The sequence below is a fragment of the Pseudomonas sp. MIACH genome (genome assembly GCF_001269925.1).
GTDB lineage: Bacteria > Pseudomonadota > Gammaproteobacteria > Pseudomonadales > Pseudomonadaceae > Aquipseudomonas.
In genome coordinates this window covers 1-14,847 of the sequence record NZ_LHVO01000053.1, presented here as the reverse complement: position 1 = coordinate 14,847, position 14,847 = coordinate 1, and the positions used below count along the sequence as shown (strand labels likewise).

Genomic DNA, 14,847 nt, shown 5'->3' with positions numbered 1-14,847 from the left:
TTAATCCACGGGCGCCGACTGTGCATGATCTCGATCAGGGCTTCTCGCCTTTGAGCTGGCGCAGGCTGATGTCGGCCAGGCAGGTGCCGAGCTCACCGAGGTGATCGATCACCGAGTGTACCCCCAGCCCATATAGCTCAACGGTGGCTTTGCCGCGCTTGTGCTCGCGTTCCTTGTCGCTCAGCGCCTGCCACTGCTCAGGCGCCAGGCCGCACAGCGAGCCACAGGAGGCCAGGCCAATGGTCCACAATCCGGCATTCAGCCCCGATTGCAGCAAGCGCGGTTCGCCGCTGACCAGTACACAACCTTCCAGGCGTTGAATGTTCAGTTCCATCAAGGCTTGCCAGCAGGCATGGGGCGCGGGCCAGCGGATGGAGGAGGGGGATGCAGCCTTGAGCCAGCCCGGCAGTACGGCGGCCAGTGGTGTGGTCACCGAAGGCGGCAGCTCATCCAGCCAGGCACAGGGGACGCCTTGTTCCTTGAGGCTGCGCAGGATTTTCAGAGCGCCGGGCGTGGCCAGGGAGTCAGGGGAGGGAGAGTCAGTGCGCGCCCGGGAGCCAAAGTCCACCAGGCAACCACTCAGGCCAAACAGAACAGCAGTCAAGGCGGGCGCGTTGGCGATGGCTATCTCGGCGTGAGGCATGTCGACATCCCTGAAATAGCTGTGACGCTATCGGCGTAGGATGACAAGCAGATGACAGGCGGGTTAATTGTAGGAAAATTGTCCATTTGTATTAGGAGGATTCCTAGCAGCTGCCTAATTGGACACTTCCGTCATATACTGACGGCCTTATTCAGGGCATAGCGCCCATGACAGACCATTCAAGGAGCAAAAGCTATGCGCTGGAGCCACTACTTCGCTCAGCTGTCGGTGTGTGCCACAGTCTTACTGGCGCCGTTCGCCGCACAGGCTGCGTCGGAAGATGATCCATGGGAAAGCATCAACCGCCCGATCTTCACTTTCAACGACACTGTTGACACTTACGCCCTCAAGCCATTGGCCCAAGGCTATGAGTGGATCACCCCGCAATTTGTCGAAGACGGTATCCACAACTTCTTCCGCAACATCGGTGATGTCGGCAACCTGGCCAACAACGTGCTGCAGCTCAAACCCCACAATGCCGGGGTCGACACTGCGCGTTTGCTGGTTAACACCACGTTCGGCGTGCTGGGCTTTGTCGACGTCGGCACCAAAATGGGGCTGCAACGCAGTGACGAAGACTTCGGCCAGACCCTGGGTTACTGGGGTGTGGGCAGCGGTCCATACGTGATGATCCCGCTGCTGGGCCCGAGCACCTTGCGTGATGCGCCGTCCAAGTACGTGGACAGCTACACCCAACCGTACCGCTACATGAACGATATCGGCTGGCGCAACAGCACCATGGGCCTGAACATCGTGGATACCCGCGCCAGCCTGCTCGACAGCGAGAAGCTGATCACTGGCGACAAGTACACCTTTATCCGTAATGCCTACCTGCAGAACCGCGAGTTCAAGGTCAAGGACGGCAAGGTTGTCGACGACTTTTAAGCTGTGATGTTTTGAAATGAAAAAAAGGCGACCCTGATGGTCGCCTTTTTTGTGCGCGGCTTTCAGCGCATTTTCAAGATCTTGAGCCCCAGCTGTTGTTCTTCGCCTGCCGTCTTGGTCCATACCACTTCAGTGTCCGCTTCCAGGCCCTTGAGCGCCGCATGCTCTGAATCAATGCGCACAGTCAGCAGGTCTCCGACGTTGAACTGGCGCGGTGCCTGCACCTGCATCCCGGAGCTGGAAAGGTCCACGCAAACCCCGGCAATCTCCTGGCCTTCGTGGAGCAAAGATACTTCTGCATCCACCCGCATGCGGATGAAATCGCGTTTTTCGGCGTAGTCGCGCTCGTGTTCGCCCATCGGCTCCATCCTTACTTTGTGTTGTGGTCGTGACTGTTCTTATAACTCCCGGTGATTTGCGATGTAAAGACGCCCGGCGACCATCGGCATGAGCTTGAAACACCTGACGGATGGGAGTACCGTCTGCGCCTTAGAAGGGCACCTCTGCTTTACAGTTGTGCGTGGGCAAAACGCCTATGCTTTGTAGGACAGAGAGGCTAGAAAGCGAATCCAGTAGTGTGAGCCCGGCCATTGCCGACTCGCCTACGCCAACCTAATTCTGGCGCCGTTTGCCCACATGCAAAAAACCAGTGCCACGCTGCTGATAATCGATGACGACGAAGTAGTGCGCGCGAGTCTCGCAGCCTATTTGGAAGACAGTGGCTTCAGCGTCCTGCAGGCCAGCAATGGCCAACAGGGTCTCCAGGTATTCGAGCGCGACCAGCCAGACCTCGTGATCTGCGACCTGCGCATGCCCCAGATGGGCGGCTTGGAGCTGATTCGCCAGGTGACCGAGCTTGCTCCGCAGACGCCGGTGATTGTCGTGTCCGGCGCCGGCGTCATGAACGATGCCGTCGAGGCGTTGCGTCTGGGCGCTGCCGACTACCTGATCAAGCCCCTCGAAGACCTGGCGGTGCTGGAGCACTCTGTGCGCCGCGCCTTGGATCGTGCGCGCTTGCTGGTAGAGAACCAGCGTTACCGCGAAAAGCTCGAAACCGCCAACCGCGAACTCGAAGCCAGCCTGAACCTGCTCCAGGAAGACCAGAACGCCGGTCGCCAGGTGCAGATGAACATGCTGCCGGTCAGCCCCTGGACCATCGACGAATTCCAGTTTGCTCACCAGATCATCCCGTCGTTGTACCTGTCGGGCGATTTTGTCGATTATTTCCGTGTAGATGAACGGCGTGTCGCGTTCTACCTGGCCGATGTTTCCGGCCATGGTGCTTCCTCTGCTTTTGTCACCGTGTTGTTGAAGTTCATGACCACACGGCTGTTGTTCGAATCCAAGCGCAATGGCACCTTGCCGGAGTTCACCCCCTCCGAGGTACTGGGTCACATCAACCGAGGCCTGATCAGCTGCAAGCTGGGCAAGCACGTGACGATGGTGGGTGGCGTGATTGATGAAGAAACCGGTCTTTTGACCTACAGCATTGGTGGTCACCTGCCGATGCCTGTTTTATACACTCCCGACAGTGTGCGTTACCTGGAAGGGCGTGGTCTGCCCGTAGGCTTGTTCAATGAAGCGACCTACGAAGATCACATCCTGGAGCTGCCGCCGACCTTCAGCCTGACGCTGATGTCCGATGGCATCCTGGACCTGCTTCCAGAGCCTACACTCAAAGAGAAAGAAGCCGCCTTGCCCCAAAAGGTCAAGTCGGCGGGCGGCAGCCTGGATGGCCTGCGGCAGGTTTTTGGATTGGCCACGCTAGGGGAGATGCCGGATGATATCGCCCTATTGGTGTTGAGCAGGAATCTTTGATGAGTACCGGAAGAATCCAATTCGCCGAGCAAGACGGGACCTTCGTCCTGAAGTTTGTCGGTGAAGTGCGCCTGACCTTGTGTTCAGCGCTGGATGCGACGATTGAGCGGATTTTCACAGCGTTGAATTTCTCGGCGATCGTGATCGATCTGACCGAAACCCGCAGCATCGATAGCACCACCCTCGGGCTGTTGGCCAAGTTGTCCATTCTGTCTCGGCAGAAGGTCGGCCTGTTGCCGACCGTCGTCACCACCCACGAAGACATCACACGTCTGTTGCAGTCCATGGGCTTCGACCAGGTGTTCAACATCGTTGACCGCCCGATCCCTTGCCCGGAATGCCTCACCGACCTGCCGTCCCAGGACCAGTCCGAGGAAGTGGTACGGGTCAAGGTGCTGGAAGCGCACAAGATCCTGATGGGCCTCAACGAGTCCAACCGCGAAGCCTTCCACGACCTCGTCAACGCCCTCGAGCGTCACTGATCCTTCTGCCGAACACATTCCAAATGTGGGAGAGGGCTAGTCAGCACATTCACAACTGACTCACCGCCATCGGGAGCAAGCCCCTCCTACAGTTGAACTGAGATCGGCTTGAGACACAAAAAAGGGCGGTACCCTCACAGGTACCGCCCTTTTTGCCGCCTCCGCTTCTTACAGCTTGGCGGACAACAGTGCCTCAAGCTTCTCCTGGTCCCGAGCAAACTGACGAATCCCCTCCGCCAGCTTTTCAGTCGCCATCGCATCCTCGTTGGACTCCCAACGGAACTGCGCTTCAGTCAGATGCACCCGCGCTTCCCCGGCATGCCCTGGCGACAGCTTGCGCTCCAGCTTGCCTTCATCCGCCGCCAGCTTCTCCAGCAGGTCCGGGCTGATGGTCAGGCGATCGCAGCCGGCAAGTTCTTCAATCTGGCTCAGGTTACGGAAACTCGCACCCATCACCACGGTCTTGTAGCCATTAGCCTTGTAGTAGTTGTAGATGCGCGTCACCGACTGCACGCCTGGATCATCAGCGCCGGTGTAGTCGTTGCCATTGGCTTTCTTGTACCAGTCGTAGATGCGGCCTACGAACGGTGAAATCAGGAACACGCCGGCTTCTGCGCACGCCACAGCCTGGGCAAACGAGAACAGCAGGGTCAGGTTGGTCTGGATGCCTTCTTTTTCCAGCTTCTCCGCTGCGCGGATGCCTTCCCAGGTGGAGGCGATCTTGATCAGCACGCGGTCACGGCTAACGCCAGCTTTGTCGTACAGGTCGATCAGACGGTGCGCACGCTTGAGTACGGCGTCAGTGTCGAACGACAGGCGCGCGTCCACCTCAGTGGAGATACGCCCTGGCACGACTTTCAGGATCTCTTGGCCTACGGCCACCGCGAAACGGTCGCTGGCCAGGCCGACATCGCCGTTGCAGTCCTGCACACACTCATCCAGCAGCTTGGCATAGCCGGGAATCGACGCGGCCTTGAGCAGCAGGGAAGGGTTGGTAGTGGCGTCTTGGGGCTTGAGCTTGGCGAGGGTAGAAAAATCGCCGGTATCGGCTACGACAGTGGTGAATTGCTTGAGTTGTTCCAGCTTGGAAGTCATGGGCGTGCTCTGTCCTATGGGTCTGATGACATTACCCGAGCGCTGGCAGGCGCTCAAGGGCGCAAATGCGTTCGATCGTTTGCGAGGGCAACAACCTGAAAACAGCCGTTTGAATGCCCGGCCGTACTGATCAATAGGAGGCCAGAACGGCCGACAGGTTCAACCCAACTGCCCGATAACACTAGGATAGCGCTTCATGCCAACTGACCCCCTGCACGCTATCCAATCAACGCCCTTCCAACAAAGCCCCAGCCTGATCCAACAATGCCAGCGGATCCGCAGCCTTATGAATATCCACCGACAACAACTGCCTGAATCTGCGTGCCCCAGGGAAACCGGTGCCCAACCCCAACACATGCCGCGTAATGTGATGCATCGTCCCGCCAGTCGCCAAATGCTCAGCAATATAAGGCCGCAGTTGCGCCAACGCCTCAGCCCGACTGATCACCGGCGCTTCACTGCCAAACAACTGCTGGTCCACCTCCGCCAGCAGATATGGATTGTGATACGCCTCCCGGCCCAGCATCACTCCATCAAACGTCTGCAAATGCTCATGGCACTGCTCCAGCGTCTTGATGCCGCCGTTGAGAATAATCTCCAACTCCGGGAAATCCTGCTTCAACTGCGCCGCCACGTCATAACGCAACGGCGGAATGTCGCGGTTCTCCTTAGGCGATAACCCCTCCAGAATCGCAATCCGCGCATGCACGGTAAAACTGGTGCAGCCGGCGTCCTTCACCGTTCCGACGAAATCACACAGCTCGGCGTAGCTATCCCGGCCATTGATCCCGATACGGTGCTTCACCGTCACCGGAATCGACACCGCATCACGCATCGCCTTCACACAGTCCGCCACCAGAGCCGGGTGAGCCATCAGGATCGCGCCGATCATGTTGTTCTGCACCCGGTCGCTGGGGCAGCCGACGTTCAGGTTCACTTCGTCGTAACCGGCAGCCTCGGCCATACGGGCACAGGCGGCCAGGTCAGCGGGGACACTGCCACCGAGCTGGAGCGCCAAAGGATGCTCGGCTTCGTTATGGCGCAGGAAACGGTCGTGGTCGCCATGGAGGATCGCGCCGGTGGTGACCATCTCGGTGTAGAGCAGAGCGTGCTTGGAGAGCAGGCGCAGGAAGAACCGGCAGTGGCGGTCGGTCCAATCCATCATGGGTGCAACGCTAAAGCGCCGAGACAGTGCGGGGCTTGATTCTGCTGGGCTAAAGCTCTGTTTATCTAGCATTTTACTCAACGTGTTCTTGACGAGTTTTAGGGCGTTTTCAGGCGTTTTTTTGGAGGCTCGGTGGTACGAGGTACCACCTCAAAACTGACGCGTACCACTTTTGAAATGGCGACTATCAGGGCAAGAAAACTGGCGGATGGGACTGTGAGCTACACGGCTCAAATCCGCATCAAACGCGACGGAGTGCAAGTCTACCAAGAGAGCCAGACCTTCGCCCGGAAACAGGCCGCCCAGGCGTGGACGCGCAAGCGTGAATCGGAGCTGGACCAGCCTGGTGCGATCGAGCGGGCCAGTCGGAAGCGCTTTGTGTTCTGCGGGTTTCGCGCCATTACCCTGGGGCTCGCAAACGAACCGATGCCGCTTTCGGTTGGACGCAGTCAGGGCCTCGGTAAGGCCTGGCACTACGGCGGCGCATTGCTCGTACCGGTGGGCGCTGGGTTTGGGAGTGGTCTTGGGTTTTACCGAGGGTGGTTTTCAGCTCGACCAGGTCTTTGCTGAGCTGCTCAAGCTTGGTGTTCAGTTCGCCGGAGAATTTCTTCTCGGCAGCCAGTTGATCGGGCAGATCCTTGACGTGATCGGCAATCGCTTCGATGGCCTGGCCGATTTGGGCGAATTCGGCGTCGTCCTTCGCCTGTTTGCCGCCGAGCAGCGCCTGCACCTTGCTGAAGAGCTGGGCGCCGAGGCTGGGTTTGTCCTCGATTTCCTCAAACTGCAACTCGGTTTCCAGTGCCTCGGTGAACATCGATGTCGCGGAGTAATGACGGTCTTTGAATGGGCTGGATTCTGGCTTCTGCGCCGAGAAAGACAGTACATCGGTGCCCAGGCTGGCCGGGGAGTCGGTCACCGCAAGGCCAACGATGTATGCCTCGCCGGTATCCGAGAAGCTGTCGTCGATTTCGATCGAGGTGTAAATCTTCTGCTTGGCCTTGTTCATGGCGATCAGATCGGGCGTCGGCTCGACCTGGGCGAACAGGGCCAGCTTCTTCTGGCCGTTGATTTCAACTTCTTCGGTCTTGACAGCGAGCACGTCACCGTAGGCCTTGAAAGTGCTGTCGGGCAGTAGGCTACGGAAGTGCTCCAGCCAGATGCGAGCACCATAGGTGGCTGGATTGAAGTTCGGGTATGGCGATGCACAAGAAGTGGCGCAAAACCTACTTCTCGACGTATCCCATGGGGCGCTCCAGCAGGGGAGGTTCTGCGAAGACCGGCTTTGGCGACAGATCGTCACCATCCTCGACGCGGAGCAGGGCGGTTGCGACCTGTTCGACATTGAAGAACTGCGGCGGGAGTACAGCTCGGAAGCGTTCGCCAACCTGCTCATGTGCGAATTCGTCGACGACGGCGCGAGCATTTTCCCGCTGACGGTGTTGCAGCCGTGCATGGTCGACAGTTGGGTAGAGTGGGCCGAGGACTACAAGCCGTTTGCCATGCGACCGTTCGGCGACCGCCAGGTGTGGGTGGGGTATGACCTGGCGGAAACCGGCGATTGCTCGGGCCTGGTGGTGGTCGCACCGCCTTTGGTACCAGGGGGCAAGTTCCGGGTACTGGAGCGTCACCAATTCCGAGGCATGGACTTCGCAGCGCAGGCGAGCGTGATCAAAGCCGTCTGCGACCGCTACTGGGTGACGTACATCGGCATTGACGTCACCGGTCTGGGCAGCGGCGTGGCGCAGCTGGTGCGCCAATTCTTCCCCAATGTCACCACGTTCAGCTATTCGCCTGAGGTCAAGACCCGCCTGGTGCTGAAGGCCTACGACGTGATCAACCGTGGCCGGCTGGAGTTCGACGCCGGCTGGACCGACATGGCCCAGTCGTTGATGGCGATCCGCAAGACCATCACCGCAGGCGGTCGCCAATTCACCTACACCGCCGGCCGCAACGACAACACCGGCCACGCCGACCTGGCATGGGCACTCTTTCACGCATTGCACAACGAACCGCTGGAGGGGCAGACCACTGCCAATACCGGGCGGATGGAGATTTTTTGATGTCGAACCGCCGCAGAAATACCAAGCAAGTGGCTCAGGCTTCCACGGTTGCAACGCAGGAATTTATCCCACGAAGTGACAGCAAGATCGAGGCGTTCAGCTTCGGCGATCCGTCACCGGTACTGAGTGGCCGGGAGGTGTTTGATTATCTGGAGTGTTGGTTTAACGGGCGCTGGTACGAGCCGCCGTTGTCGTTGGACGGTCTGGCACGGTCTGTGGGGGCCAGCGTGCACCTTCACTCGGGGCTGATGTTCAAGCGCAATTTGCTGAGCAAAACCTTCATTCCACACCGGCTGCTGTCGCGGGCAGCGTTCGAACAGTTTGCCCTGGACTTCCTGTGTCTGGGTAACGGCTATCTGGAAGCACGGCGCTCGATGCTCGGCCCAGTGCGCGAGCTGGTGCCACCGTTAGCGAAGTATATGCGCTCGGGCAAGAACGGCCGGCAGTTCATGGTCCAGGGCTGGAAGGAAGAGCATGAATTTGAATCCGGCACCGTCTTTCACCTGCGGGAAGCGGATCTGCACCAGGAGGTGTACGGCCTGCCCGAGTGGATCAGCGCCTTGCAGTCGGCGTTGCTAAATGAGTCGGCCACGTTGTTTCGCCGCAAGTATTACGAAAACGGCAGCCATGCCGGTTTCATTCTCTACATGACCGACGCCGCGCAGAACGAAGCGGACGTCGATTCACTGCGCAAGGCGCTGAAGGACTCCAAGGGGCCGGGCAACTTCCGCAACCTGTTCGTGTACTCGCCGAACGGCAAAAAGGACGGTCTGCAGATCATCCCTGTCAGCGAAGTGACGGCCAAGGACGAATTCAATTCGATCAAAAACCAGACCCGCGACGACGTGCTGGCCAGCTTGCGCATCCCGCCGCAGTTGATGGGTATCGTGCCGCAGAACGCGGGTGGGTTTGGGTCGATCAGGGAAGCGGCGCAGATTTATGCGGCCAATGAACTGGAACCGATTCAGGCGCGTATGGCGCAGGTGAATGATTGGCTTGGGGAGGAGATTGTGCGGTTCAAACCCTATGAAATTCCCGTGGGGGTATAAAATTTCAAAGTGGTCGCGGCCTCGAGCTTGTGGATTACCACTGCTCGAAGCCGAGTTGCATATATATCATACGGTTGCAACTGGATCTAAACTTTAGGCGTTACGCGCGCAGCAGTATGAATGTCGGCAATTTTAGCTCCAGATAGTTGCAAACTATTCCGCATTTCCTGAAAAATTGGCTTAGATTTACTTGGGTCGGAGATCGTTAGCAAAATCGAAAACGGAACACCTTCTGGAGGAAGACTCTCTCCGGATCGCGTCAGATAATTGATCATTACTCTCCAGTTGGAACTCTTACCTCTCCCCTTGGGCATGCTTGTGCCGAACACCTTCACTGGTGACCACTTGAATTTGTGCTCAATAAGCTCGGCCTCAGTGACCTTGTCATCGTTGCTGAAAAAAACATAAGTAGGCTCTAGGCCACTTTTGAATTTTCCATCCGGCTGTTCCTGTTGCAGGGCGGCCTCAATATTTACCCTTACGAATTCAGCACCATATTTATGATCCAGGGGCGGGGAGGACACTAGCGTAAGTTTGACATTGCCTTGGCATTTGCCTCCTGGTAGCACGAGTGAGTTTGGCCAAGCAAATTTAAACTCCAAGGCTTTTCCCTGAATGAGTCGGCTCGAAAACAGCAACGTTATTTCATGATCACCATTTAACATTGCATCAGATGCCGCAGGAGGTCTACCAAACCCAACTAATTGCTGTGCAGCACCTTGGAATTCTTTCCTCCTCAGAGTATTTGAGATGTTAGAATTGTGAATGGCCAGTGCCGTCAATGTTTCCCTTGTTACGTCTCCTTCAATGCTTGATGCTAAGCTTGCAAGCATTTTTGCTGCCATTGGAGCGGCATAGCTAGTGCCACATCCCGTAACTACATCTCCATTAGGCATAACCGAAGTAAGTCCGTGACCTGCGGTTGGGCAAACCGAACCTGCTCCGCCGTAGTGACTGATGTCGGGCTTCACCCCTGTCCTAAGGCCGGGTCCTCTTCGACTATACCTAGCTGGCATCTCCGCAATACTTCCCGAATGTTTTCCAGGGTTTAGTGCCGCCACAGATATATTCCTTATGGATTCTGCAGGAACATAGATTTGATCATTACGGAAGGTGGCTAATATGGCAGCTGCTTTAGTGTGGTCTGCTGGCCACTCAGGGCGCATTGTGGATGCAGTTAAATTACCCGCGGAGATTACGAATATGACGTCATAGTCATCAGCAATTTGGTCGAGACGTTGAGCGTCCAAGCTATAGCGCTCTAGATGCACTGGGCTTATAGCATTCAAGCTGATATTGAAAACTCTTACTCCGTGTTCTTCTACACAAACACGCACCGCCTCTTCGATCTCGTCAAAAAAATCGCTCGTGCCGTTTGGATAATATTGAGCGAAAACGCCGGGAGACGCTGAGTTTGGAAAGACATCAATATCCACAAGCATGCAACCGTCAGGATCAATATCCATGTGTGGATTGAGCTGTTTGCCGTTGACTAAAAGACCACCAATAAACGTTCCGTGATCATGCTGTTGATGGGTGGAGTCGAGGACGCCCCAGCGTCTTACTATCCATCCATCAAGCTGCTTAGAAATACCTCCGTCAATGATCCCTACTTTAGGATAGTTTTGACCAGGGGTTGGTGCTGAGAAAGAGTGCTTTCCAGAGTGAGTAGCCGTCGTAGAAGGTGAAGTTATCAGCAAGTTTGGTAAGTGAATTCGCTTAACAAGCGGATGTGAATCTAGAACTTTTAGTAGCCTTCTGTGGGTTTCGAGATCTTTGCTGTATTCGATATTCGAGTCGAAAATATTTTGCCCACCAGGTTCGTTAAATTTGGTTGGTTGAGAGCTATTTGTGACTTTTATTTCAATGACAGTATCGTCGCGTGTGAATTTTTTGGGGAAGCTTACGACGATACCTTCTGGTAGCTCTCTCAGTTCTCTAATAAGGCTTTGGCTCAGTTGGTCCTGCAGAAAGCTCACGTTACTGGTTATGCTTCTGAATAGTTCAACATGATAGACATGTCCACTCCTTGGATCCGATAGCCAATTTACGGCAACAGGGATTTCGAAGCTCCGTCTATCGCTGCTTTCCCACATTTCGAGTTTTGCGATTGCACTGACTTCACATCTGTAGCGAGTGGGGGCGTCCTCCATGAGTTCTGTTTTTTTATTGAATCTCTGGCGTACGATTAGCTCTGCTTTCTCGATAGCACTTTGGACCCATTCAAGGGACTGTTTGTTAACCTCGCAAATTAACTCGCCCAGTCCATCAACTCCAATCTCAGGTGCTTTGTCGCTTCTGAATATTGCAGTAGTTGGGCGGTGTGATTTAGCCAGTGCTTCTGGTTTCATCGAAACTTTGATAAAGGCAGAGGCTCCATAAAGTCGAACCTTGCTCGGCTCTAATATATGGGTACTAATTGATGCTAGCTGCTGCTTCAAGTCCTCCTTGTGAGCGGCGAACGCACTGCTCTCTCCAGACAAAAAGTCGGTGCCAGCACTGGCAGGGCGCTTTGCCTCTCTGTCTTTCCGGTATCCATCCGCGTTCAAAATAACTTGAATTGGTGCGTTCGCCATTTTTACATCCTTTTAATTACGCGGCTTTCAGCCAGCGTCCAATAGTTGTTTTGTCTTTATTTAGAAGGTGGCCGATATCTGCTCTAGAAAAAGAAAGCTCATGTTTTGCAGCTAAGGCCACCGCGATTTGTGGGGGTTCTAGCATTATAAGGTCATGTGCTTCTTTTCGAACTTTGTCGCCACTTACGGTAAGTAGATATTGAAAGGCTGGGAAGATATTTTCCGGCTCATCACCTGTAATTGCTCGATATTTCTTATACCCATTTATGAATACTTCAATCTCGGCGCCTGAGAACCCTTCAGTGATCCAAGCAAGTAGTTTTTTTGCTCGTTCATCCAGTTCAATTGGATGTAGGTATTTCTCAGCGATTTTTATTCTGCCCTCAAAGTTAGGTTTGGGGATTCGAAGCTGCAGTTCAAATCTTCTCCAGATTGCAGGATCTAGGAGTTGCTCATGGTTGGTTATCGCAATGGTGATTCCAGCCAGTCTTCGTGAGTCAATATTCTGTAAAAGAGCGTTCACAACGCGCTTTATTTCGCCTACTTCATTAGGATCGTCTCGGACTTTTGCCACAGCGTCGAACTCATCAAGAATGAGAACGCATTTGTAACGATTGGCGAACGAAAAAAGAGCTCCCACGTTTCTTGCAGTTGTACCTAAGAATGAGGAAATCAACCCATCTAGGCGTGCAATTACTACCGGCAGGTTAAGTTGCTTGGCGAGCCAGAGAGCTAAACTAGTCTTGCCCGTCCCTGGGACTCCATAGATTAAGCAGGACTTGGCGGGTTCCACACCAAACTTCAGCAGCTCCTCAGACATATTCCACTCAGACAGTAGAGCTTTTGCTGCCACAGTAACGCGGGCGTCCAGCAAGGGCATTTCGCTGCTGAGTTGTTCTGGGAAATAAATGTCTGCGAGCGGTGAGGCTGTCTCCCGGTCAACAGGGATAGGTGTGTTCTTCGTGAGATCCTCACCCAAGACCAAAGCCTGTCTGGACTGCGTCAGCTTGCTCGGTGCCATTTCGGTTGCTTTAGCGGAGTTCGCCAGTATCTTTCCCAGGCTTTGTGCCTGCCTTGTCTCTCCTGCCTCAGCCAATGCCTCTTTTAGGCGTTCCACTTGGTTGCGAACTGCCACGCCTCCAGTGGGTAGCGCGGATCGAGTCAGCGCTTGAATAATTTGAAAATGGTCCATTTTGAGCCTCTAAGCGCGTATAGAAAGCGAAAAAAATCGTTTTCGGTGCGAAAAATACCATCCTTGATGCGCTAAATATATCCTGTGTTGCAAATATTGCGTTATCTGGTGCGTTTTTCTTCTGGTTGGTTTGTTTTTGCACAGCGCGGCTGGCTGATTGCGCTCATGGGAGAGGGTACTGGAAAGTTAAAGGAGGCAACGCCGCTGGCGTCCCCCCACCTCGCCTGCGGGCTAAATGTGTGGTTTTTTCTGCACTCCCTGCAGTTGCTTAGGTGCAGGCTTTTCGGGGCTTTCTCTGGCGTTACCGGGGATGAAAAAGCCTGCGAATTCCTGCAGGGGTAAGCTCTTTTGTGAAGGGCGCTGGAGCGCAGTGTGGGATGGATTTTGAGAGGTGGCTCGGGAAAAGGGTTAGTTTTTGAAATGGTAGCCCGAGAGCCGCTGAGATGCCCGTATTTACTGGTCTTGAGGGCTAACTTTGGAGGGGTAGTTATGGTTAGGTCTGGGGTTGGTAATTTGCAAGATGCTGATTTATAAGAGTTTTATTTAATTTCTCTTTAACATCTACAAAGGTTAGAAAATAACCTTCTGATTACCAAATCCTAACCTGCGTGGATTGTCGCAAAGCCCGGCAGCACAAGGCTTTCACGGCAGTCAGCAAAAAACTAACCGTCCTAACCGTTTCCGAGGGGGCAACATGAAAATCCAAAAGCGCCTAGAGGGAGGGCGCTTGCAGAGGTCCATCAGATGCTGCGCACTCACGTAGGTACGCAAACACTCCCAGAATCCAGTAACTGTCACCAGTTCTAAGCAATGTCACCTTGATACCGATGGAAGCCTTGAAACTAGTGGGGCGGGTGAAGGGAATCGAACCCTCCTCATCAGCTTGGGAAGCTTGTGTTTAATCTTGGGTCACTGTGATCAAAGGAGGGGGATGCATAGCAATCCCCCTCTTATCGTAAAGTTTGTAAGGGTGTTTTTATGGTGGCTAGTCAATAGAATCTTTCACAACTTCAAATAGCTCGGGTGAGTCTATTACTGCCCATCTTAAAAAGGCCGAATATTCTTGGCTTTTTTTCATTAGGTTTTCAATTCTAAGGATGGCATCTCTTTTTTCTGAGTCCAAAGAATCTTCATCAATATATATATTGATGAATGATAAAAGTAGGGAGTATCGTTTGTATACTCGTTTTCTTAAATAAGTACCGGTTATATCTTTGTTGCCCGTGTTGTCTTCGGTGAAGACTTTTCTTATTAATAAGGCAGTTTCAATTGTGCTGGCTTCACCGTTTGTTGGTTCAATTGTTAGCGTTTTCGCAAAAGGCGTAACTGGGGGCGCGTGTCGTATGAGGCGCAATGCGTCTAGGCCGGCGTCTGTGCAGTTAATGAGGTTGTTGAATAAGTGTCGTTTAATATTGTTGCACCGGGCGCAAGCAAGAAATAGGTTGTTCCAGTCATACATTTTGTCGACGTCATCCATGTGGGCGTCAAGATGTTCAACATTAAGGCTGAGTGGGTCTTTTGTTTCGCAGATATAACATTTGTCATAAAATGCTTGTCTCAACGAATGAAGTACATCGCTGCCGGTCCAGCTTTTTTTTTCAATCAAAGATGGTGGGGCGAGCTTTGGTCGTTCCACATTAAACATTTATTAGTTCTCCGCCTTCATCTTAATTATTTTGTTGGCGGCAATTTGGTAGAACATTTCTGATTCAGCGTCTAGCACGTCTATGTGAGGTGCAATCGTATTCAGTAAGTCCTCTGCCAATTTAAGGTCGAAAAAATCAGCACTTGTGATTTTTGTTAGTTTTTTAATTGTGTCCTCAAATATTTTTGAGATGGGAGGTACGCCTAATAGTCCTTCAGCAACAGACTCATAAGAGTA

General features: G+C 54.0%; 12 protein-coding genes and 3 pseudogenes. 6 read left to right on the top strand and 9 right to left on the bottom strand.

Features of this window, described 5'->3' with window-relative positions; translation table 11 throughout:
- Positions 1 to 34 precede the first annotated feature (34 nt).
- A complete protein-coding gene (locus tag AD670_RS20490; protein ID WP_053136511.1) occupies positions 35 to 643 on the bottom strand; it encodes a hypothetical protein in 609 nt (202 codons plus the stop codon).
- A 195-nt stretch (positions 644 to 838) separates the two neighbouring features.
- Between AD670_RS20490 and AD670_RS20485 the strand changes: the two genes are divergently transcribed.
- Positions 839 to 1,528 carry a VacJ family lipoprotein gene (locus AD670_RS20485; RefSeq protein ID WP_053136508.1) on the top strand — a complete coding sequence of 230 codons (690 nt, stop codon included), beginning with the start codon at positions 839 to 841 and terminating at the stop codon, positions 1,526 to 1,528.
- Positions 1,529 to 1,590: 62 nt separating this feature from the next.
- Here AD670_RS20485 and AD670_RS20480 read toward each other — a convergent pair whose 3' ends face one another.
- A complete protein-coding gene (locus tag AD670_RS20480; protein ID WP_053136506.1) occupies positions 1,591 to 1,887 on the bottom strand; it encodes a PilZ domain-containing protein in 297 nt (98 codons plus the stop codon).
- Between the two features lie 277 nt (positions 1,888 to 2,164).
- On the opposite strand from AD670_RS20480, the gene rssB reads away from it, so the two are divergent.
- Both rssB and rssC read left to right on the top strand, forming a co-directional pair.
- Positions 2,165 to 3,346 carry a two-component system response regulator RssB gene (gene rssB, locus AD670_RS20475; protein WP_027604216.1) on the top strand — a complete coding sequence of 394 codons (1,182 nt, stop codon included), beginning with the start codon at positions 2,165 to 2,167 and terminating at the stop codon, positions 3,344 to 3,346.
- Positions 3,346 to 3,828 (top strand): anti-sigma factor antagonist RssC, encoded by a 483-nt coding sequence (gene rssC, locus AD670_RS20470; RefSeq protein ID WP_003172602.1) that lies wholly within the window; start codon positions 3,346 to 3,348, stop codon positions 3,826 to 3,828. The genes rssB and rssC overlap by 1 nt, the downstream gene beginning before the upstream one ends.
- A 168-nt stretch (positions 3,829 to 3,996) precedes the next feature.
- On the opposite strand, the gene tal is transcribed toward rssC, so the two are convergent.
- Together tal and dusA are read right to left on the bottom strand one after the other, a co-directional pair.
- Complete coding sequence (gene tal, locus AD670_RS20465) at positions 3,997 to 4,923, bottom strand: transaldolase (RefSeq protein ID WP_053136503.1); 927 nt, start codon at positions 4,921 to 4,923, stop codon at positions 3,997 to 3,999.
- A gap of 226 nt (positions 4,924 to 5,149) precedes the next feature.
- Positions 5,150 to 6,160, bottom strand: a complete 1,011-nt coding sequence (gene dusA / locus AD670_RS20460; RefSeq protein ID WP_053136500.1) for a tRNA dihydrouridine(20/20a) synthase DusA — start codon at positions 6,158 to 6,160, stop codon at positions 5,150 to 5,152.
- 105 nt (positions 6,161 to 6,265) lie between these two features.
- Between dusA and AD670_RS32015 the strand changes: the two are divergent.
- Positions 6,266 to 6,457: pseudogene (locus AD670_RS32015) on the top strand (site-specific integrase); the annotation flags it as partial.
- Between the two features lie 31 nt (positions 6,458 to 6,488).
- Here AD670_RS32015 and AD670_RS20455 read toward each other — a convergent pair.
- Positions 6,489 to 7,277: pseudogene (locus AD670_RS20455) on the bottom strand (GPO family capsid scaffolding protein); the annotation flags it as partial.
- 25 nt (positions 7,278 to 7,302) lie between these two features.
- Here AD670_RS20455 and AD670_RS20450 point away from each other — a divergent pair.
- Positions 7,303 to 8,148, top strand: a pseudogene (locus tag AD670_RS20450) (terminase large subunit domain-containing protein); the annotation flags it as partial.
- On the top strand, positions 8,148 to 9,197 hold the full coding sequence (locus tag AD670_RS20445; protein ID WP_082341018.1) for a phage portal protein: 1,050 nt from the start codon (positions 8,148 to 8,150) through the stop codon (positions 9,195 to 9,197). The pseudogene AD670_RS20450 and the gene AD670_RS20445, both read left to right, overlap by 1 nt.
- Positions 9,198 to 9,283: 86 nt before the next feature.
- Here the strand turns inward: AD670_RS20445 and AD670_RS31095 are convergent, their stop codons facing one another.
- From AD670_RS31095 to AD670_RS31790, 4 genes are all read right to left on the bottom strand, one after another.
- Positions 9,284 to 11,773, bottom strand: coding sequence for a S8 family peptidase (locus AD670_RS31095; protein ID WP_082341017.1), 2,490 nt, complete (start codon positions 11,771 to 11,773; stop codon positions 9,284 to 9,286).
- A gap of 16 nt (positions 11,774 to 11,789) precedes the next feature.
- Entirely contained in the window at positions 11,790 to 12,965 is a 1,176-nt protein-coding gene (locus tag AD670_RS20440) for an AAA family ATPase (protein WP_053136497.1), read from the bottom strand.
- A 985-nt stretch (positions 12,966 to 13,950) separates the two neighbouring features.
- Positions 13,951 to 14,610: an HNH endonuclease gene (locus AD670_RS31500; RefSeq protein ID WP_156338284.1), complete on the bottom strand. Its 660-nt coding sequence runs from the start codon at positions 14,608 to 14,610 to the stop codon at positions 13,951 to 13,953.
- 3 nt (positions 14,611 to 14,613) lie between these two features.
- Positions 14,614 to 14,847 (bottom strand): hypothetical protein (locus AD670_RS31790; protein WP_218187637.1); only part of this gene is annotated, 234 nt, incomplete at its 5' end.

Coding starts and splice junctions, on each gene's coding strand:
- AD670_RS31500 (WP_156338284.1), bottom strand. CDS start 14,610: ATGTTTAATGTGGAACGACCAAAGCTCGCCCCACCATCTTTGATTGAA.
- AD670_RS20480 (WP_053136506.1), bottom strand. CDS start 1,887: ATGGGCGAACACGAGCGCGACTACGCCGAAAAACGCGATTTCATCCGC.
- AD670_RS20490 (WP_053136511.1), bottom strand. CDS start 643: ATGCCTCACGCCGAGATAGCCATCGCCAACGCGCCCGCCTTGACTGCT.
- AD670_RS20445 (WP_082341018.1), top strand. CDS start 8,148: ATGTCGAACCGCCGCAGAAATACCAAGCAAGTGGCTCAGGCTTCCACG.
- rssB (WP_027604216.1), top strand. CDS start 2,165: ATGCAAAAAACCAGTGCCACGCTGCTGATAATCGATGACGACGAAGTA.
- dusA (WP_053136500.1), bottom strand. CDS start 6,160: ATGCTAGATAAACAGAGCTTTAGCCCAGCAGAATCAAGCCCCGCACTG.
- rssC (WP_003172602.1), top strand. CDS start 3,346: ATGAGTACCGGAAGAATCCAATTCGCCGAGCAAGACGGGACCTTCGTC.
- AD670_RS31095 (WP_082341017.1), bottom strand. CDS start 11,773: ATGGCGAACGCACCAATTCAAGTTATTTTGAACGCGGATGGATACCGG.
- AD670_RS20440 (WP_053136497.1), bottom strand. CDS start 12,965: ATGGACCATTTTCAAATTATTCAAGCGCTGACTCGATCCGCGCTACCC.
- AD670_RS20485 (WP_053136508.1), top strand. CDS start 839: ATGCGCTGGAGCCACTACTTCGCTCAGCTGTCGGTGTGTGCCACAGTC.
- tal (WP_053136503.1), bottom strand. CDS start 4,923: ATGACTTCCAAGCTGGAACAACTCAAGCAATTCACCACTGTCGTAGCC.